General features: G+C 54.0%; 15 protein-coding genes and 2 pseudogenes. 11 read left to right on the top strand and 6 right to left on the bottom strand.

Going from position 1 to position 19235, the window contains the following annotated elements:
• Nucleotide 1: 1 nt before the first annotated feature.
• Nucleotides 2-1495 (bottom strand): PLP-dependent aminotransferase family protein, encoded by a 1494-nt coding sequence (locus LBW88_RS15320; RefSeq protein ID WP_224933236.1) that lies wholly within the window; start codon nt 1493-1495, stop codon nt 2-4.
• 109 nt (nt 1496-1604) lie between these two features.
• Here LBW88_RS15320 and gabT point away from each other — a divergent pair, with 109 nt between their 5' ends.
• Entirely contained in the window at nt 1605-2867 is a 1263-nt protein-coding gene (gene gabT, locus LBW88_RS15315) for a 4-aminobutyrate--2-oxoglutarate transaminase (RefSeq protein WP_224933237.1), read from the top strand.
• 96 nt (nt 2868-2963) lie between these two features.
• Nucleotides 2964-4358: a GABA permease gene (gene gabP / locus LBW88_RS15310; RefSeq protein ID WP_224933238.1), complete on the top strand. Its 1395-nt coding sequence runs from the start codon at nt 2964-2966 to the stop codon at nt 4356-4358.
• A gap of 35 nt (nt 4359-4393) precedes the next feature.
• Here gabP and LBW88_RS15305 read toward each other — a convergent pair whose 3' ends face one another.
• Complete coding sequence (locus LBW88_RS15305; RefSeq protein WP_224933239.1) at nt 4394-4720, bottom strand: hypothetical protein; 327 nt, start codon at nt 4718-4720, stop codon at nt 4394-4396.
• Between the two features lie 138 nt (nt 4721-4858).
• Between LBW88_RS15305 and LBW88_RS15300 the strand changes: the two genes are divergently transcribed.
• Nucleotides 4859-6199 (top strand): glycoside hydrolase family 10 protein, encoded by a 1341-nt coding sequence (locus LBW88_RS15300; RefSeq protein WP_224933240.1) that lies wholly within the window; start codon nt 4859-4861, stop codon nt 6197-6199.
• A gap of 47 nt (nt 6200-6246) precedes the next feature.
• Here LBW88_RS15300 and LBW88_RS15295 read toward each other — a convergent pair.
• Nucleotides 6247-7181: pseudogene (locus LBW88_RS15295) on the bottom strand (LysR family transcriptional regulator).
• A 146-nt stretch (nt 7182-7327) separates the two neighbouring features.
• On the opposite strand from LBW88_RS15295, the gene LBW88_RS15290 reads away from it, so the two are divergent.
• The 8 genes and pseudogenes from LBW88_RS15290 to LBW88_RS15255 all read left to right on the top strand — a co-directional run bounded on the left by LBW88_RS15290 (nt 7328) and on the right by LBW88_RS15255 (nt 14908).
• Entirely contained in the window at nt 7328-8278 is a 951-nt protein-coding gene (locus tag LBW88_RS15290) for a PDR/VanB family oxidoreductase (RefSeq protein ID WP_224933241.1), read from the top strand.
• Nucleotides 8275-9471, top strand: a complete 1197-nt coding sequence (locus tag LBW88_RS15285) for an amidohydrolase family protein (protein WP_224933242.1) — start codon at nt 8275-8277, stop codon at nt 9469-9471. Before LBW88_RS15290 ends, LBW88_RS15285 begins: the two co-directional genes overlap by 4 nt.
• Complete coding sequence (locus tag LBW88_RS15280; RefSeq protein ID WP_224933355.1) at nt 9461-9916, top strand: RidA family protein; 456 nt, start codon at nt 9461-9463, stop codon at nt 9914-9916. Before LBW88_RS15285 ends, LBW88_RS15280 begins: the two co-directional genes overlap by 11 nt.
• A 14-nt stretch (nt 9917-9930) precedes the next feature.
• Nucleotides 9931-10809, top strand: a pseudogene (locus tag LBW88_RS15275) (creatininase family protein).
• A gap of 13 nt (nt 10810-10822) precedes the next feature.
• Entirely contained in the window at nt 10823-11794 is a 972-nt protein-coding gene (locus LBW88_RS15270) for an ABC transporter substrate-binding protein (RefSeq protein ID WP_224933243.1), read from the top strand.
• Nucleotides 11791-12627, top strand: coding sequence for an ABC transporter ATP-binding protein (locus tag LBW88_RS15265; protein WP_224933244.1), 837 nt, complete (start codon nt 11791-11793; stop codon nt 12625-12627). Before LBW88_RS15270 ends, LBW88_RS15265 begins: the two co-directional genes overlap by 4 nt.
• Nucleotides 12624-13421 carry an ABC transporter permease gene (locus tag LBW88_RS15260; RefSeq protein ID WP_224933245.1) on the top strand — a complete coding sequence of 266 codons (798 nt, stop codon included), beginning with the start codon at nt 12624-12626 and terminating at the stop codon, nt 13419-13421. Before LBW88_RS15265 ends, LBW88_RS15260 begins: the two co-directional genes overlap by 4 nt.
• A 98-nt stretch (nt 13422-13519) precedes the next feature.
• Entirely contained in the window at nt 13520-14908 is a 1389-nt protein-coding gene (locus LBW88_RS15255) for an FAD-binding oxidoreductase (protein WP_224933246.1), read from the top strand.
• Between the two features lie 69 nt (nt 14909-14977).
• Here the strand turns inward: LBW88_RS15255 and LBW88_RS15250 are convergent, their stop codons facing one another.
• From LBW88_RS15250 to LBW88_RS15240, 3 genes are all read right to left on the bottom strand, one after another.
• On the bottom strand, nt 14978-15937 hold the full coding sequence (locus tag LBW88_RS15250; RefSeq protein ID WP_224933247.1) for a hypothetical protein: 960 nt from the start codon (nt 15935-15937) through the stop codon (nt 14978-14980).
• Nucleotides 15938-15949: 12 nt separating this feature from the next.
• Nucleotides 15950-16846 carry a hypothetical protein gene (locus LBW88_RS15245; RefSeq protein ID WP_224933248.1) on the bottom strand — a complete coding sequence of 299 codons (897 nt, stop codon included), beginning with the start codon at nt 16844-16846 and terminating at the stop codon, nt 15950-15952.
• Nucleotides 16847-17189: 343 nt separating this feature from the next.
• Nucleotides 17190-19160, bottom strand: coding sequence for an autotransporter outer membrane beta-barrel domain-containing protein (locus tag LBW88_RS15240; RefSeq protein ID WP_224933249.1), 1971 nt, complete (start codon nt 19158-19160; stop codon nt 17190-17192).
• Nucleotides 19161-19235 lie beyond the last annotated feature (75 nt).

Here is a 19235-nt window from a genome sequence, read left to right as displayed (position 1 = left end):
TCTACGAACGCGATAAAATCCCGCTCTCAACCAGACATGCCTTCAATACACCAAACGCATCCTGACACTGACGTTCATCCACGCACGCATAACCCAGCAGCAAGCCACGTCGCTCCTGCTGGTGCATGTAATATTGCGACAGCGGCCTGACCTTCACACCGCGGCGCAGCGCCAGTGCGGCAATCGCCACATCATCACATCCAGCCGGTAAATTAACCACCAGATGCAAGCCCGCCTCATGATTGACGCGCGGCATAAAATCAGCGCCAAGATAACGCTCAATCAGCCCCGCTAAAAAGCGACGACGCTGGCTGTAGAGTTTGCGCATACGGCGGATATGCGCCATGTAATGCCCTTTCTGGATAAACTCCGCCAGCGCACGCTGTACCAGTAAATGCCCACCACGATAGAGTTCCGCCGCCGCCACGCGCAAAGGTTGCGCCAGGGCTTTCGGCACCACCAGATAACCGAGTCGCAACGCGGGATAAAGCGTTTTGCTGAACGTGCCCATGTAAATCACCGGCGCATCGGGCTCAAAGCCCTGCAGCGAGGGAAAAGGCTGGCCGGCAAAACGAAATTCACTGTCGTAATCATCCTCCACCAGCCAGGTTTTATGTTTGCTGGCCAAATCCAGCAACTGCTTACGTCTTTCAAGGCTAAGGTGAACGCCTAGCGGATATTGGTGTGACGGTGTCACAAATATCACTTTTGGTGCCCGCGCTCGCGAAGGTAAATCAGGGATAATACCCTGGTCATCGACCGGCATGGCCTGGATTTTCAGGCCGTTAATGCGCAAAAGATTCCGCGTGCCCCAGTAGCCAGGCTCTTCAATCCACGCCGTGTCCCCGGGATCGCAAAGCACGCGCGTCACCAGATCAACCGCTTGATGGATGCCTTCCGTGATGATGATTTGATCCGCATCTGCCCGCACCGATCGGGCCACGCTGAGATAATCCGCCAGCGCCTGACGTAAATGCGGGCAGCCGCCATTACTGCTGTAAATCAACCGATCAATATCTGGCTCGCGATTCAATCGCGCCTGGATCTGACTAAAGAGTTTGTGCGGGAACTGGGTGACATCTGGCGCGCCGGGTACAAACGCGCCCCACTGATAAGGTGAGGCGTTGGCATGACCTAACAACGATGCACCGCGTTTTGAAATCGCCGCCGTTTTCACGCTCAGCGGCAGCGTCAGTTCATCACTGCGCGGGCTATTCAGACAACCTTCGGGCAGCGTTTCGGCGATCCAGGTTCCGCTGCCGGTGCGCGCCGTGACATAGCCCTGTGACATCAAATGTTCATAGACGTTAAGTACGGTATTACGCGATACCGACAACTCGCGCGCCATATCCCGCGTGGCCGGTAATCGCGTCGCGCGTGGAAAGATCCCCTCTGCAATCGCCGCCTGCATACACGCCAGCAGACGCTGCTGCAACGTCCCTTCCGGCATAAACTGCAAACGCTCTAATACATGATCTGCGTACAAACTCCGCAATTGGCTCCATCCTTTTCTGTAAAAGTGGCTCTGGCAACAAACCTTAGCGCAGGGATAAATAAGCGTGTTTGTCGTGATTTGTAAAGACGCTTATCGCTAAGGAAAGGTTATGGAAGGTAAAAACAGCCAGCTGCAACAACGTAAAGATGACGCACTCCCACGTGGCACCGGTAATCTCTGCCAGTGGTATGTCGATCAGGCAGAGAATGCCACGTTGCGTGATGTCGAAGGCAACAGCTGGATTGATTTCGCCGGGGGTATCGCGGTGCTCAACACCGGCCACCGTCATCCGCGCATTGTGAAGGCCATCGCGGAACAGTTAGAAAAATTCACCCATACCGCGTTCCAGGTGACGCCTTACGAGAGCTACGTCGGCCTGGCAGAGCGCATCAACAGCGTGGTGCCAATCGCCGGTAAAGCCAAAACCGCCTTTTTCTCAACCGGTGCAGAAGCGGTAGAGAATGCTGTCAAAGTTGCGCGCGCCGCCACACGCCGTCACGGCATTATCACCTTCGGTAACGCGTTCCATGGCCGTACGTTTATGACGATGGCGATGACCGGCAAAGTGGCCCCGTATAAGCGTGACTTTGGCCCAATGCCCGCTTCCGTGTGGCACGCTCGTTATCCCAACAGCGTGACCGGCATCAGCATTGAAGATGCCATGGCGAGCCTGCAAGACATCTTCACTCAGGACATCGCGCCGCAAGACGTGGCAGCCATTGTGCTGGAGCCAGTACAAGGCGAAGGCGGTTTCCACATCGCCCCTGCAGAATTTTTCGTCCGCTTGCGCCAGCTGGCCGATCAACACGGCATTTTACTGATTGCCGATGAAGTGCAAACCGGCTTTGGTCGTACCGGCAAACTGTTTGCCATGGACCATTACACCGTCAAACCAGACTTGATCACCATGGCGAAAAGCCTGGCGGGCGGCATGCCGCTGTCAGCGGTGAGTGGTCGCGCAGAGATCATGGACGCGCCGGGTCCAGGTGGATTGGGTGGCACTTACGCCGGAAACCCACTGGCGATTGCCGCCGCGCATGCGGTACTGGATATCATTGCTGAAGAACAACTGTGTGACCGCTCAGTGAAACTGGGTGCGCAACTGGTCGAATTCCTCAATGAAGCACGTCGCCACTGCTCCGCGATCACCGATATTCGCGCATTAGGTTCAATGGTCGCGGTGGAATTTGCCGAAGCGCAAACCGCTCAGGCCATCCAGCAACAGGCGATGGCGCAAGGTTTGCTGTTGTTGACCTGTGGTCCGCATGGCAACGTGATTCGCTTCCTCTATCCACTCACCATTCCGGATGCGCAATTCAGCCAGGCGCTGGAGATTCTCAGCCACGTGCTGAGCGCGCACCAGGATTCGTAGGCCCTCAGCTTAGCCAGCCCGTATGCGGGCTGGTTATCCACCTGCTGCAGCCAGGCTGTGCCAAGTCACAGTCCGAGAGACAATCTGGAGAAAACAATGAGTTCACAGAATGCCGATGCGCTTGCGCAAGGCTTAAAGCCGCGTCATGTCCGAATGCTATCCATTGCTGGTGTGATTGGTGCCGGACTGTTTGTCGGTTCTGGTCACGCCATCGCCGAAGCTGGCCCCGCCGTGTTACTGGCCTACATCGCAGCAGGTGCGCTGGTGGTGCTGATTATGCGCATGTTAGCGGAAATGGCCGTTGCCTCACCGGACTCCGGCTCCTTCTCCACCTACGCAGATAAGTCGCTGGGACGCTGGGCCGGATTTACCATTGGCTGGCTCTACTGGTGGTTCTGGGTATTGGTGATCCCGCTTGAAGCCAATGCCGCAGGCACGATATTGCACAGTTGGTTCCCGCAGATTGCCGTCTGGGAATATACCCTGGGGATCACCCTGTTCCTGACGATTAGCAACCTGTTCAGCGTCAAAAATTATGGTGAGTTCGAATTTTGGTTTGCTCTGCTAAAAGTGGTCGCCATTGTCGCCTTCCTGATTGTCGGCGGTCTGGCTATTTTTGGCCTGATGCCGGGTAGCAGCACGCAGGGCATTTCTCATCTCTATGACACGCACGGCTTTATGCCAAACGGTATCAGTGCCGTACTGGCCGCCATTCTGACCACCATGTTCTCCTTTATGGGAACAGAAATTGTCACTATCGCGGCAGCGGAATCCCGCGAGCCGAAAAAGCAGATTACTCAAGCGACCAACTCCGTGATCTGGCGTATTGCGCTGTTCTATCTGATGTCGATTTTCATTGTCATCGCGCTGGTGCCGTGGAATACCCCATCGCTAATGAAAGCCGGTTCCTATCAAACGGCCATGGAGATGATGAATATTCCTTACGCACGTCAGATCGTCGATGTGGTGGTGTTGATCGCGGTGTGCAGCTGTCTTAACTCTGCGCTCTATACTGCTTCACGCATGTTGTATTCACTTTCCCGTCGTCAGGATGCACCCGCCGCGGCATCAAAAACCACCCGTAGCGGCACACCCTGGGTGGCGGTGATCGCCTCTACTGCCGCTGCGTTCCTTGCGGTATTCGCCAACTATTTGGCACCGGCAGCGGTATTTGAATTCCTGCTGGCCAGTTCAGGTGCGATTGCACTACTGGTTTATCTGGTGATTGCGGCTTCGCATCTGGTATTACGTAAAAAGCGTGAGGCGCGGGGAGAGACGTTAAGCTATCGCATGTGGCTGTTCCCAGGCTTAACCTGGGCAACCATGGTGTTCATCGTGGGTGTGTTGATCTCGATGTTGTTTATGCCGGCGCATCGCTCTGAGATCATTGCTACCGGTTTACTCACGATGGCGGTGTTGATCACCAGCCGCATCGTGCATCGTAAGCGCGCCTTACGGGAACGCGAGGCCTTAGTGGCTGTACGTTCATAACGCCAAAGGATTTCGGGCAAGGATGCCCGGAAACCTTACTCATATTGCACGTCAATGCTGATCGACTCTTCCGGCACGTTAATCACCACCACGCACTTATTCCACACCGGCTTGCCTTCGGTCATATCATGCTCAACGAAGTAGTGTTGAAAATCTTTCAGCGCTTCAGTCAAATCGCCAATCGCCTGTGCATCCGGTTCAAACCAATCTGGCTCGCCTTTTTCATCCAGATAATCGAACTGGTATTCGCCGCCCTCGTCATCGGCAAACAGTTCAGCTTTTACGATCAGTTCGCGTGCACCTTGCGGTCCACAGCTAAAAACAATCATCGCGATGCGGCGGTAAAGATCTTCATATGTCATAGCAGTGTATTCCTGTTTTAAGTGAGTTCCCGCGCGCAGCGTTTGCCATAGATGGCATGACGACGTTACCGAGGGCTCTTATTGACTTTATAGCTGATGAGAAGAGAATGAGGCTCTTCGAACAGTAAATTGAAAGAAATGGAGTTTATCATAGCCTGTTCCGCGCGTTTCCCCCGTGTTGCCACCCTGAAAAAAACGGCCTCCTTATTGGCTGCTGCACTGCTATTGGCTAGCTGCAGTTCTGAACCACCTAAATCCCTGGTCACACCGTTTCCGACTGTGACGCCGAAACCGCATCCCGTTCAGCCGGTCGTTAACGCTGAGCCAGTGCGCGGGGTCTGGCTCACCACGGTGTCGCGTCTTGACTGGCCGCCCATTGCCTCGGTCAATGCCAGCCCGGCAAATCGCATCAGCCAACAGCAAAAGGCGCTGACCGATAAGCTGGATAAGCTCAAGAGTCTCGGCATTAATACCGTCTTCTTCCAGGTCAAACCCGATGGCACGGCGCTATGGCGATCTAAAATATTGCCATGGTCAGATATGATGACCGGAAAGATCGGGGAAGATCCCGGTTACGATCCGCTGCAGTTTATGCTGGATGAAGCCCACAAGCGTGGCATCAAAGTGCATGCATGGTTTAACCCTTATCGCGTCTCTACTAACGTGAAACCTTCCACCGTAACGGAACTCAACAACACGCTTTCCCTGCATCCTGCCAGCGTGTTCGTGCTGCACCGTGATTGGATCCGTACCGCAGGTGACCGTTTTGTGCTGGACCCCGGCATTCCTGATGCCCGCGACTGGATTACCAGCATTGTGGCGGAGGTGGTTGCAAATTACGATATCGATGGCGTGCAGTTTGATGACTATTTCTACGCGGAATCGCCTGGCTCAACGCTGAATGACAGCGCCACTTTCCGACAGTATGGTCAGGGATACGCCTCCAAAGCGGACTGGCGACGTCACAATACTCAGCAGCTGATTGAGCAAGTGTCTCGCACCATTAAACAGCTAAAACCGAATGTCGAATTCGGTGTCAGCCCGGCCGGTGTGTGGCGCAACGTATCACACGATCCCGCGGGCTCAGACACGCGCGGCGCAGCGGCCTACGATGAAGCTTACGCAGATACACGCAAATGGGTGCAGATGGGTTTGTTAGATTACATCGCACCGCAGATTTACTGGCCGTTTTCACGCCAGGCTGCACGTTATGATGTGCTCGCGAACTGGTGGGCCAATGTAGTCACACCCACGCATACCCGCCTCTATATCGGTGTAGCGCTGTATAAAGTGGGTGAAACCTCTAAAATGGAGCCAGACTGGACCATCAATGGCGGCGTGCCGGAACTGAAAAAACAGCTCGACCTTAATGAATCGGTGCCACAAATCAACGGCACCATTCTGTTCCGCGAGAATTATCTTAACCAACCGCAAACGCAGCAGGCAGTGAATTATTTGCGCAGCCGTTGGGGGAGTTAATCGCTCGTCCTTATTCTGGCTAACCTCAGGCGGCCTAATGGCCGCCGCTACGCTTTATGCTCCACACCCGCCAAAGCCTCTTCGCTCTGCATCAATGCAAAAAACGATTCCAGCTCGCGCAGCATCATCGATGCGGCAATCGACAATTGACGCTGTGGCGCCACACACAACGACAACGTGAAGGGTTTCAATACCGTGTCGATTAGCGGAATGAATTTCAATTCTCCCCGGCGATACTCGTCAACAATATCCAGCCAGCACATCAAACTGATGCCCACCCCATCACGGACCAGTGAACGCAGCATATGAATGTTATTGGTGCGGCCAACTTCATTCAGGCGAATACCGGAACTGTTTACCAGAGCTTCCAGCGGATCGGCCAACATCAGGGGCGCGGCAGGAACGATAAACGGCCAGGATTCACAGTGGCTGAAACGGATAGATTCCATATTTGCCAGCGGATGTTGACTGCTCACCACAATACCCAGACGTAAATCAGCAAATGACTTCACCAACAGTTCTCGCGAACTTTGCGGATTTAACATGATGCCGAAATCCGCATCACCGGCGATCAGCGCATTGGCAATATGGATATTGCTCATGGTGGTAAGTGTGAAGGAAATGCCGGGGTACTCTTCGCGAATGCGTTGCAGGATAGATGAAAAAAAACCGCGATTTATCGCGTCAATGGTGGCGATATGCACATGCCCGTGGCGTAAACCGCGCAAATCATCCAGTTGGGTACAAACCCGACCAAACTCCCTCTGCCAGTTTTTCGCCGCATTGAGCAAAATCTCCCCCGCAGCCGTCATACGTAATCCTGATGGCGTTCAAACAACGGCATATCCAACTGCTCCTCAACGCGCAGAATCTGTCGATCTATGGATGAAGCTGAAACGTGCAACACCTCCGAAGCCTTGCGCAATGACCCCTGACGCGCCACTTCGGTGAAATACAGCAAAAATCGGGAGAAGGCGAACATAGTGGGTGCTCTCTTTTTTGCAACACATCATGCGAATTAAACAGATGGACGCTTACACGATGGCAAAATAATAATCGCAGCCAGGATAAAAACAAGGGTATGCGCGGCTTTAATGCTAGTGACATCCCTGTTCAGACAGGCTGATTATGAAATCAACACACCTGGCTGTCACCGTCATCGCAAAGCAGTTAAACGGTGCTGGCAACGTATTACTCACGCTGGACAGTGCTAGCGACCAACCGCTACCGGCTTTTACGCCGGGAGCGCATATTGATGTGTATCTGCCCCTCGGCGGAACTCGCCAATACTCGCTGTGCTCGACTGCCCACGCAGCGCATTATGAAATTTGTGTACGCCTAGATCCCGCTTCCAAAGGTGGTTCGCAGTGGCTGCATCATCAGTTGCACATCGGCGATGTGCTGACCATTTCGACTCCTCGCAATCATTTCCCATTGCCACATGCCCCGCGCACCCTGCTTTTTGCAGCAGGAATTGGCTTAACGCCGCTGTTAGTGATGGCGGAAGCGCGAGCTGTGCAGAAGGCTGATTTTGTACTGCACCTTTATCTAAAGCGGCAGGATGAACTGGCTTTTGCTCCGCGTCTGGCACTTCTCGGCGACCGCGTGGTGATCCATTACAGCACCGAGGGCGACAGTCTTCGGACTCATCACCCTACGGAGCTGGGTTCACCGGGAAATGGTGTATTGGTGGCCTGTGGCCCTGCGGGTTTTATGTCCCACCTGCAAAGTCTGGCGCTGGAATATGGCTGGCACAGTGATCAGATGCACAGTGAACGCTTCAAACCGGACGTGGTCCCTCGCCTTCCAGGCGACAGCTTTGAAATTGAGATCGCCTCCTCTGGGGCTCGTTTCACCGTTGGCCAGGCGCAAAGCATCGCTGAGGTATTGGAAAACGCGGGCATTGAAATTGAACTCTCATGTGAACAAGGCATGTGTGGAGCCTGTATTACCGGCGTGTTGTCGGGCGAACCGGACCACCGTGATGAGGTGTTGAGCCAAAAAGAGCGCGCGGCCAATGATTGCATCGTGCTGTGCTGCTCACGCGCCCACTCGTCCGTCCTGGTGCTGGATTTATGAAAGTCTCTGCAGGTGTAACCGGGGCGCGATTACCCCGCTGGCTATTAACCGACAACTGGCCGATGCATAACGGTGCGCCACAGCTCGCTACCTTGCATTTCTCCTCTGAAGGTCTGCAATACGAGCCTGAGCAGAGTGCGCATCACGACTATTTACCGCTGCATGGCGCTCTGGTGCTGCCCGCGTTCATCGAACCTCATGCACATCTGGATAAAACCTTCACCATTCAGCGCAGTCCAGCACAGCAGCCGGGCTTGCTGGCCGCTATTACCGCAATGCATCAGGACCGTGTGCACTGGAGCCATGACGATCTGCTGCAACGCGCCCGGCAGGCCTTAAACTGGGCTGCGGAAAGTGGTGTTAGCCAGTTGCGCACACACATTGACTGGTTTACTCCCGATGCACCGCTCGCCTGGCAGGTCATCGGCGATCTCGATCACCCACTGTGCCAGATTGAACGCGTAGCGCTGGCGCCACTGAGTTTCTTTGCCAACGCCGCAGATGCCCAACACATTGCGGCACAGGTTGCCGTGAGCGGTCCGGGTGCGCTGCTCGGCGGATTTATTCACAGCAGCAACTGGGATGCACAAGCCTTTACCCACTTGATGCAGGCCGCCGAGCAGTGGCAGTTGGATATTGATCTGCACATTGATGAAGAGCTAAACGCGGATGCGCAGGGTATGCGCTGGCTGGCGAACTACCTCCATCACCACCCTTTCAGTGGCAGCATCACCTGCAGCCACAGTTGCGCGCTGTCGCAACAGGACGATGCGTTGCAGATACTTGACCAGCTAGCCCAGCAGCGTGTGACGATGATCGCCCTGCCGCTGACCAATTTACTGCTACAAGACGCCGTTCCCGACCGCACGCCGCGTCAGCGCGGTTTAACACTGGTGAAAGAGGCGCTAGCGCGTGACATACCGGTACTGCTGGGCGCCGACAACGTGCAGGACGCCTTTTGCCCTTTTGGCAGTTACGACCCGCTGGATACGCTATTTAGTGGCTTGTTGAGCCTGCAGCTGGGGGCGGCCTTCGATGAAGCTTCCCAACTTATCTGCCATCCGCAGACTTTTTATCACAACGATCTAGTGATCTTTCCGCAGGCCGATGCCGCCAGCTGGCCGTTGCGTCAGCGTCAGCGCTATCGGTTAAAACAGGGTGTGCATTATGGAGACAAAACCAATGGCGCTTGATGAGGGAGCGGGAAAACCGCTGGCAAAATATGCCGCATGGCGACGCGTGGGCGACTTTATCTTTCTCTCCGGCATTATTCCGGTGAACCCGCAGACTGCCACCATCGTGCGCGGTTACGGCGATATTCCGGAAGCAGCCCAGTTATTGCTGGGTCGCACCGGCGAGTTCTCTACGGATATTAAAGAAGGCCCGATTCTGGCGCAGAGTTGGTACGTGCTGGAGAGCATCCGCACCACTATTGAAAGCGCCGGTGGCCAGATGAGCGATGTATTTAAGCTGGTGCAGTATTTCCGCAATCTCGATCACTTCCCCCATTACAGTCGCGTGCGTAAGCAATTTTTTCCCGATGAATCGCCAGTCTCCACGGTGGTGCAGGTCAGTGAAATGCTGCCGAGTCCGGACGTTTTAATCGAAGTTGAAGCCACGGCGTGGTTGCCGCAATAACACGAGGATTTTGTATGTTGCATGGTTATATTCCGGCAAACCGCTTTTTGCCGTATCTGAGCTGGACTGACATTGCCACGCTGGATGACAAAGCGAATACCGTTATTGTCCTGCCCACTGGCGCGATTGAGCAGCACGGTCCTCATCTGCCGTGCGCAGTAGATAGTGTAATTTCCTCTGGCGTGGTCGGGCATGCGCTGGCACGTTTACCGGCGGCAATCCCCGCCTACGCCATACCGCCCATCACCTACGGCAAATCCGATGAACACCTGCACTTTCCCGGCACGCTAACGCTAACCGGTGAAACCTTGCTGCACACCATTTTGGAGATTGGCGAGTCACTCTATCGCGCCGGTTTTCGCAAGTTTTTAATGGTAAACGGCCATGGTGGACAACCGCAGCCGTTGCAGATGGCGGCGCGCGAACTGCGCCTGCGTCATGGCGATATGATCATCATCATGCAGGACACCTTCAAAGTCCCGAACTGCGCCGAAAGCTTTATGGATGACAAAGAGCGGCAAATGGCGATGCACGCCGGACACGCTGAAACCGCACTAATGCTGGCGCTGGCACCCGACACCGTCCAGATGAGCAAAGCGGTGTCGAATTATCCGCCTGAATTCCCCTGCCCGACACTCTCCACCAACAAGCCGATGGCGGCCTGGGCTTCTTAGGATTTTGGTCCAAGCGGTGTGATTGGCGATCCGTTGCCTTCCACCCCTGAGCAAGGCGCGGCCATTCTTGATTCTCTCGCCGAAAGCTGGGCGCAGGTGATCACTGAAGTGCACCAGATGGTCTGGGTGACACGCGCCGAACCAGCGTGGGGCACAGGCCAATGGCAGGGCAAGGTATTAGATCACAACGACGCTGCATCACTATTACAACCGCGCTAAAAGGGGATCGACGATGATAAAAAAATTGAGCATGGTAGCCGCACTTTCACTGGCGCTGTCGGCCCAGAGCATGGCGGCTGAACCCTTTACCTTTATGACCAACTGGTATGCCCAGGCGGAACATGGCGGCTTCTATCAGGCGCAGGCACAGAATCTGTATAAAGACGCTGGCCTGGACGTCACAATTAAAATGGGCGGCCCACAGGTGCACACCATGCAGTTGATGGCGGCGGGTCAGGCGGACTGTATCATCAGCGATAATATGCAAGCGCTGGAATCGTGGCAGCAAGGTGTTGAAGCCGTGCCCGTCGCCACCACTTTTCAGCACTCAGCCATCGCATTTCTCACCCATCCCGATGTGAAAGATAAAGCCGATCTGCAAGGCAAAACCTTCCTGCTCGCTGCTGAAGCCTACACCTCCTATTGGCCATGGGCACAAAGCGCGCTGAACCTGAAAAATGCCCGCGTACGTCCATACACCTTCAGTATTCAGCCGTTCCTCGCGGATAAAACGCTGGTGCAGCAAGGCTATATCACCTCCGAGCCGTTTGCGGTGCAGAAAGCCAATGCCCAGGCCAACGTTTATCCGATCAGTGATTGGGGCTATCCACCCTACGGCAACAGTATTGTTTGCATGAAGTCGACCATCGAGAAGCGGCCACAGGCTGTTGCCGCGTTCGTTAAAGCCTCGATGCAAGGCTGGAAGAATTATCTGCAGGATCCTGGCGCTGGCAATGTGTTGATCAAGAAAGAAAACCTGCAGATGAGCGATGAACAGATTGCCTTTGGTATCGCCCAGATGAAGAAATACCAGATGGTCACCGGCGGCGATGCGCAAACCGGAGGGATTGGCATTATCACCGAGCCACGTCTGAAACAGACCTGGCAGCTGCTGGTGGACAATAAGCTGATCGATCCGGCTAAAGTACCGTTTGAGGGTAGCTATACCTTGCAGTTCATTAAAGACGTCAAGGTCATACCATGAACACCGCCAGCAAATTAACGCTGAGAAAGCCGGATAGCCAACCGGTGCCGCTGCCTGCGGCACCCCCAGCGATTGAGGTGCTTTCAGCGGAGAAAATTTACCCCAATGGCACACGTGCGCTGCTGCCAGTGGATCTCACCATTCGTCAGGGTGAATTTGTCTCGCTGCTGGGACCCTCCGGCTGTGGCAAAAGCACCCTTTTGAAAATGATCGCCGGGTTGATTGAGCCGACCGACGGCAAATTAATGCTATTTCGCCGCGATCGTCGTGAAAATCAGCGTGATCTTCCGCTCTCTTTTGTTTTCCAGGAAGCCACGCTGATGCCGTGGAGCACAGTGCATAAAAATGTGCGCCTGCCGCTGGATTTAGCCGGCGTGCCACGCGCTGAGGCGGATACGCGCGTACAAGAGATTCTCGAACTGGTGGGACTGGGCCAGTTTGGTCACGTTCTGCCGCGCGAGCTTTCGGGCGGCATGCAGATGCGCGTGTCGATTGCGCGCGGTCTGGTCACGCGCCCCAAAGTGCTGTTAATGGATGAACCCTTTGGTGCACTGGATGAGATTACGCGCAACAAACTCGACAGTGACCTGCTCGATTTATGGCAGGAACAGAAACTCACCGTGGTGTTCGTGACTCACTCGATTCAGGAAGCGGTGTTCCTGTCGCAGCGGGTGATCATGATGGCAGCGCGTCCAGGGCGCGTAGTGGATGACATTCGCATTGAAACCACTCAGCCGCGCGACGATGAATTCCGCGTCAGCCAGCCCTTCACCCACTATGCGCAACAGTTGCAACGTGGCTTGTTGGCAGCCAGTCAGGAGAGCAAATCATGAAACCACTCGCCACCAGTTTCAAATTCCAGCAGTGGCTTTTCCCGGCAATTGTTGCGATTGTCATGCTGCTGTTATGGCAATTTCTGGTGACCACCTTTAAGGTGCCAACCTTTCTGGTGCCTTCACCGATGGTGGTCGCGCAAAGTCTGGTGCAAAACTTTCCAACGTTATTTATGTCTTTGCTGTATACCCTGAAGATCACCGTGATCTCCTTCACGGTCGCCATTGTCATCGGCTCGATCATTGCCTTTCTGCTGGTGCAGAACCGCTTTATTGAAACCGCGTTGTTTCCCTATATCGTTTTTCTGCAGGTCACGCCGATTGTCGCCATCGCACCACTTATCATCATTTGGGTGAAAGACACCACGCTGTCCCTGGTGGTGTGCGCCACACTGATGGCGGTGTTCCCGATCATTTCTAACACCACGCAGGGTCTACGCAGCGTTTCACCCGGTTTGCTGAGCTATTTCAAACTCAACCATGCATCACGCATGCAAATTCTGTTGCGTCTGCGCATTCCTTCAGCGCTGCCCTACTTCTTTGGCGCGTTGCGCATCTCCAGCGGTTTATCGTTGATTGGTGCCGTAGTAGCGGAGTTTGTCGCGGGCACCGGTGGCACAGACACCGGGCTGGCTTACCAGATTTTGCAGGCCGGCTATCAGCTTAATATTCCGCTGATGTTTGCCGCACTGCTGCTGATCTCTCTGGCTGGATTCCTGCTGTTTGCCTTGATGTCGTGGCTGACACGTCGGGTGCTGGCCGCCTGGCACGAGAGCGAGTTGAGTCCAGGTTAATCGACGTGGCGGCTGATGATTGCCGTTGCACATCGCTCTGATTTTCATAGGGCGCAGCCTTCTGGCCGCCCTCCCCAAAATATGCATAGGATGTCGACATGTCTGATTCCGATCGCCAGTCTGCACTGGCGGCGCTGGTCGCGGCGTTGCCTGAACTTGACTGGATTAAAGAAGCGCCCAAGGTTAAACGTCTGTCACGTGATTTCCACTGGTTCAGTCCGGTGCTGAAGCCGCAGTTGGAGGAGAAATTTGCCGAACTGGCAGTGCGCCCGCGCGATGAGACTGAACTCGCTGCGGTGGTCGCCGCCTGCGCCAAAGCCCGCGTACCGCTTAATCTGCGCGGAGGTGGCACCGGTAACTATGGCCAACTGATCCCACTGCAAGGCGGGGTGATGGTGGATATGACGCGCCTCAATGCCGTTACAGCGATGGGTATAGGCACGGTGCGAGCACAGGCGGGCATTCGGCTTGGGGATTTGGAAGCTTATACTCGCCCGCATGGCTGGGAGTTACGCTGCATGCCATCCACCTGGAAACTGGCTACGCTGGGTGGATTGTTTGGTGGAGGATTTGGCGGTGTAGGATCGATCAATTACGGGCCGTTGGCCGCACCGGGCAACGTGTTGTCGGTAAAAATGATGACCATGGAAGAGACGCCACGTGTCATTCATTTGCAGGCCCCGGATGCGCTGCTGCTGCATCATGCCTATGGCAGTAATGGTATTGTGCTGGAGATCGAACTGGCGCTCGCCCCGTGCCACGACTGGATTGAGCGGCTTGATACCTTCACCGATTTCGCTGCAGCGATGGCTTTTGCTGATGCGCTGGCGCGTTCACCGGGCCTGGTGAAGCGCCAAATCGCGGTGTTTGCTGCCCCGGTGTTGGATTACTTCAGCGATTTGGCCGATAACAAAGTTGCCGGCAAGCACGGTGTGATTTCAGTGGTGGGTTGCGAAAGTGATGCCCTGCTGCCTGCTATGTTGGTGCAGCATGCGGGACACAACGTCTTGCACTATGCCGAGGGTCAGAACAGCGGCCATTCTCTGATTGAATATTGCTGGAACCACACCACGCTACAGGCGCTAAAGACCGATAAAACCCTGACCTATCTGCAAACTGCGTATGCGGCTGACAATTACCACCAGCAGGCGCTGATGATGGAAACACATTTATCCGATGAAGTGATGTCACACATTGAGTTTCTGCGCGATATGAACGGCACACTGACCTGCAGCGGATTGCCGCTGGTGCGTTACACCACGGAAGCACGCCTGAATGCGATCATGGACATTTACCGTAGTAACGGTATTAAAATTAATAATCCGCATGTGATTCATATTGAAGATGGCAAACAAGGCATGGTCCGCGCCGATGTGGTCGCGATGAAACGCGCCTGCGATCCTTATAATTTATTAAATCCCGGCAAACTACGCGGCTGGGAAGTGCGGGAGACGTTACCGGCAGTGCATATTCAGGGTGTGAATTAATTCTTAGGATCACTCTATAAAGCTGATCATCCAATGATCAGCTTTATCTTTTCCTTTAAACAAACCTAGTTAAATATAGGGTTCTGTTGCGCTATTTAGAGGAATGCTCCATTCGTTACCATTGACCCGCACTTTTAAATAACGACGGGTACGCCATTTACCCGGCTCGTACTCTTCAGCCTTACCGGTGATAACCGTCCCATTTAACAGTAATTCCTGATCGTTGTTATAGCCGATCCCCACTTTATCATTGCCAATCCAGTGCTGTTCAAAGGCTACAACAGGGGCTGCATCGCACTTCTGCGCATCGGCTTCAGAACAAGCGGTATAACTTTTTCGGAAAATAAAACATAACCCTGCCCTGTAGCGGTCTTTGCCATTAGTTTCTACCTGTGCGGTGGCAAAACCAGTATACTGTGCCAGTTTGACGTAAAGCTTAGTGCGGGTTGCGCCGCCCTCGATGTGGACTTTGGTCACCGGGCAGGAACCTTCACCATACCAGCTGCCAATGGTATTGGCATTGTTGCGCGCCTGGAGATAAATATTTGCCACGCCTTCAGGGGTTCGTCCGGAATATTGGGTTTGGGTTTCACCCTGAGATAAGATTTGCGATGTGCCTACCACACGCACATGAATTTGTGTTCCTTCATCAGAGAAATTAAATTCACCGATATAGAACCATTTCTCTTTATCGCTGCGATTATCCATATGATGTTGCGAGGTAATATAATCGTAGTTAAGCGACCCCTGAATCACCGCGCCCCAGTCTGATATTTCCATCACCCCACGATCGCCTTCTGATATTAATGACCAGGCAGTCAAACCTTCGGTACTGTAATCAAAACCGGCGCTCTCATTATGAATACTTTTCTGGATGATCAACGCACGGCAATAACCCAGTTTCAGTGGGTTTTTGGTCGACTCAATCGCCAGCCCTTCAAGCACCCATTGTCCATTGGTTAAATCACCCGCGTAATCAGAATGCTCGATCCAACCATTGCGGATAAAGGATTGCGTGCAGCGTGGCAAATCCAGCACCGGTTAGGTGTAACCATATTGCAGATTGAAGTTCGATAACTCTATGGCAGTGGAATGATCCCAGGCACCCTGCTCTCGATCTGACCAGCGCGCATAGACGATACTTTCCTGGCATCCATAGGCGTAGAATTGGTCGATCTTGCAATCGAGTGTATCGATCAAATCCAGTGCTCGTCCGCCAAGGTAGCGAAACTCCATACTGCTCACGCGCAGAAACTGACCGCCGGTAATGATGTTGGCAAAGAATCCCACGCTGTTCGTTGCTGAGCCACCATCGCCATTCCCCGCCATGCCGGATTTATAACTCATCCCCTTAACCACAATTCCCGAAATTTCGGTATAGCGCGCATTCACTTTGAAAAAATGGAGCCCTCGGGGCTGCGTATCCCAGTTGAACACCAACGTGGTGGTGGGGAAGTAGCCAAAATTGACATTGGCACCCGAGACTTTAAACCGGTTTATCTCTGTGTTTGAGATGTCGAATGTGGACATGCTAAACACGCCTGCGGTAAAACGGATGCCGGCAGCAGGCAGCACACGCTGTGACCAGGTATACATGCGTTTGACGGCCGCAATACAATCCGTCTTGCCATCGGCTATCGCACCAAAATCCAGCACGGTGACAGAGCTGTAATCCTGTATAACCCGCTTCCAGCGTTTTTTCCCTGCGGTGATAAAGACAATCCCTCCATCGTCTTCACTGGTGGTATCGGTCGCGTCATGAACAAACACCCCACCGCCCATTTTGCTGCCTTTGGTGTACTCCAGCACCGAAGCAATTTCCCCTGCGGATGTCGGTTCGGTAGCACGTAATTCATCAATGGTTTTTAACTGAACAACAGTACCCGTTGCGGCGTTGACGGCATTTTGTGGCGTGGTGTTACTGGACGCATTAACCATGGTGTACCCCTTAAATATTAAGAGAAAATAACTGCCCCCATGCAGTATAAGTAGCTGATAGTTAATGTGTTGATACGTGCCAGTGTGATTAGAGGTGTTTTCCATCCCGCCGCTAAGTGGGATAAACCAAGATAATGATTGCAGAAAGAAAGCGCAGCGGTAAGACGGGATTTTACAGAATAATCGTAGGCACATTATTGCTTATCGCGGCCGCAAAAAATGACCGCCTGCCGCAAGATTCCGAACGAATACCTTAAGCCAGTAACTGTTTCATTCACTTATTTGTGAAGGTTAAGTGAAGCTAAAACGGTGCCAGCAAGCCAAGACTTGCTGGCACTCCACCTTAAAATGTGGCATTCACCCCGACGTTCCAGGTCACCTGATGGTAATCGCTGTTTCTGGCTACGGTGGACACGCCAGCAAAGGCATTGACCGTATCGCCCAACGGCACATTGGCACCGACCGCCACGTCGAGCCAGTTCTTATCCCCGGCTTCCACCGTCCGCTCAAACGAGGTTTGGGTGGATTTAAGACCCGCGCGTACCGTGGAGTCGGTATCACCAAACTGATGGTTATAAGTGACCTGTGCCCACGGATTGACCACCCACTGCCGGCTATCGATGCGCCAGCCAATTGAACCGATCTGCGAGTGCAGCGTTTGATCTGAGAAGCGCATCGAGGTGCTGGTATTGCCATTTTCCTGATAGCCGCCAACACGACCATAATCCAGTGCATAACTGGCAACCGGGCCGGTAGTGATGTGCGAACCCAACGGTAAATCCCAGCCGGTTTGCACGCGCATGCCCAGTAATTTCCCGCTGCTGCTGCCTTGTTCAGTCCGGCTAGCTGGGCCGATGTTTATGTTACGTTCGATACTGTCGAAATCGAGATCGGCATAGTGGAGATCGGCATTGATCCAGCCTTGATCGAACAGGGTGAGCTGACTGTAAAGCGCCACCAGATTACCGCGCAGCTTATAGTCATAGTTTGATGAGGGATCCATGCGCTGATTGCTGTTTGAGAACAGCAAACCGGTTTGCCAGTTATCGGTCAGCTGATAGCCAATACCCAACGTCAGATTGGTAGTGTTTGCATCACCATTGCTCCAGGTATCACCTTGATAATCGACGTGCTGTCCTGCATAACCGCCAAACACCGTAAACTGGCCCACGCTGGCCGGTTGCTGACGCTGCTGTTGCAAATGACCATCCAGCGTATTGTGCATGTCGCGCGCCATCAGCAGCGTGGATTGCGACAGAGCCGCCACCTGCGCCGGCGCATCAAGGATTGACTGAATATAATCTGCCAGCATGGCGTGCACTGCAGGGCTGGGATGCAGGCGATCGGCAAACAGATAATCTTGTGCGCTGCTAAAGCCTGCATCAGAGGAGTGACATTCATCGGCTGAGGTGCCTACCGGACAGGCAATGCCAATGGTGTTAGTCAAACCATAACGCCCTGGATTGGCCACGACCTCACTAAACAGTCCCGCAATATCCACCCGAACAATATTGCCCTTAAGCGCCGCCAGTTGGGCTTCCTCCTGCTGGTTGTAGCCATCAGAAAGTGCGGTGACCTGAGTGCTCAGTGTTTGCCAGGCGTCGTAAAGCTGATGAGCCAGCGCATCACGCACTGCGGGGATGCCCGAAATTTGTCCGGCGGCCACAGTGAAGGCATCCTTTACGGCCTGTTGACGCGCGGCAGCATCCGGTGTGGCAGCGTTATCAAGTGACTGAAAGGCCGCAACCATGGCGGAGGTTCCTAACGTACTTAACACGATCTGCACCATATAGGGCGTCAGTCCCAACTGCGGAACGTTCGGCACGATTACCGCCCCTGCGCCTGCATCCAGCAACGTTTTGACCTGCGACGCCGCAGAGGCTGCACTATTGCCGATAGTTTCACGTGCAGTCAGCGGATTGGTTACCGCCGCGGCAATATCGTTCGCACCAATCCAATGAATATACAAGCCGTTGCTGTCAGCGCGTCCACCAGTAGATTGCAGATATGCCGCCAGCTGATTCTGCGTATTCACATCAGGATCCAGTGCAGGTACTGCCACAGCCCCGCCTTGCGCATAGTTGCTGCCACCCAGAGTGGAAGGCTGTAGGTTTTCACCCAGATGCGCAGCCAAAATTTCATCGTACAGCGGATGCTGCGCGCCGTCGGCGGTAAATCGCCCGATATTGCCACCGTCGCTCAGGCTATCGCCAAACACCGTTAAGCTGTCCCACGCCTGAGCATAAGGTGTTGCCAGCAAGGCACTGAAGCTTGCCAGCGCGGCAAGGGAGAGTGCGGATTTACGTTTTTTCATCATCCACTCCGTGATGAGCCAGACAGAACAAGCCTGGCGATTCAAAGTTCAGTCTTGCGCAATAACATCGCAGCT

The organism is Pantoea sp. alder81 (assembly GCF_020179835.1).
Lineage (GTDB): Bacteria > Pseudomonadota > Gammaproteobacteria > Enterobacterales > Enterobacteriaceae > Pantoea.
This window is presented reverse-complemented; position numbering and strand designations above follow the sequence as displayed.

What these genes read in the sequence shown, in the direction of transcription:
- gabP (WP_224933238.1), top strand. Translation starts at nt 2,964, where the DNA reads ATGAGTTCACAGAATGCCGATGCGCTTGCGCAAGGCTTAAAGCCGCGT.
- LBW88_RS15245 (WP_224933248.1), bottom strand. Translation starts at nt 16,846, where the DNA reads ATGGTTAATGCGTCCAGTAACACCACGCCACAAAATGCCGTCAACGCC.
- LBW88_RS15265 (WP_224933244.1), top strand. Translation starts at nt 11,791, where the DNA reads ATGAACACCGCCAGCAAATTAACGCTGAGAAAGCCGGATAGCCAACCG.
- LBW88_RS15285 (WP_224933242.1), top strand. Translation starts at nt 8,275, where the DNA reads ATGAAAGTCTCTGCAGGTGTAACCGGGGCGCGATTACCCCGCTGGCTA.
- LBW88_RS15260 (WP_224933245.1), top strand. Translation starts at nt 12,624, where the DNA reads ATGAAACCACTCGCCACCAGTTTCAAATTCCAGCAGTGGCTTTTCCCG.
- LBW88_RS15280 (WP_224933355.1), top strand. Translation starts at nt 9,461, where the DNA reads ATGGCGCTTGATGAGGGAGCGGGAAAACCGCTGGCAAAATATGCCGCA.
- LBW88_RS15305 (WP_224933239.1), bottom strand. Translation starts at nt 4,720, where the DNA reads ATGACATATGAAGATCTTTACCGCCGCATCGCGATGATTGTTTTTAGC.
- LBW88_RS15255 (WP_224933246.1), top strand. Translation starts at nt 13,520, where the DNA reads ATGTCTGATTCCGATCGCCAGTCTGCACTGGCGGCGCTGGTCGCGGCG.
- LBW88_RS15270 (WP_224933243.1), top strand. Translation starts at nt 10,823, where the DNA reads ATGATAAAAAAATTGAGCATGGTAGCCGCACTTTCACTGGCGCTGTCG.
- gabT (WP_224933237.1), top strand. Translation starts at nt 1,605, where the DNA reads ATGGAAGGTAAAAACAGCCAGCTGCAACAACGTAAAGATGACGCACTC.
- LBW88_RS15240 (WP_224933249.1), bottom strand. Translation starts at nt 19,160, where the DNA reads ATGAAAAAACGTAAATCCGCACTCTCCCTTGCCGCGCTGGCAAGCTTC.
- LBW88_RS15290 (WP_224933241.1), top strand. Translation starts at nt 7,328, where the DNA reads ATGAAATCAACACACCTGGCTGTCACCGTCATCGCAAAGCAGTTAAAC.
- LBW88_RS15300 (WP_224933240.1), top strand. Translation starts at nt 4,859, where the DNA reads ATGGAGTTTATCATAGCCTGTTCCGCGCGTTTCCCCCGTGTTGCCACC.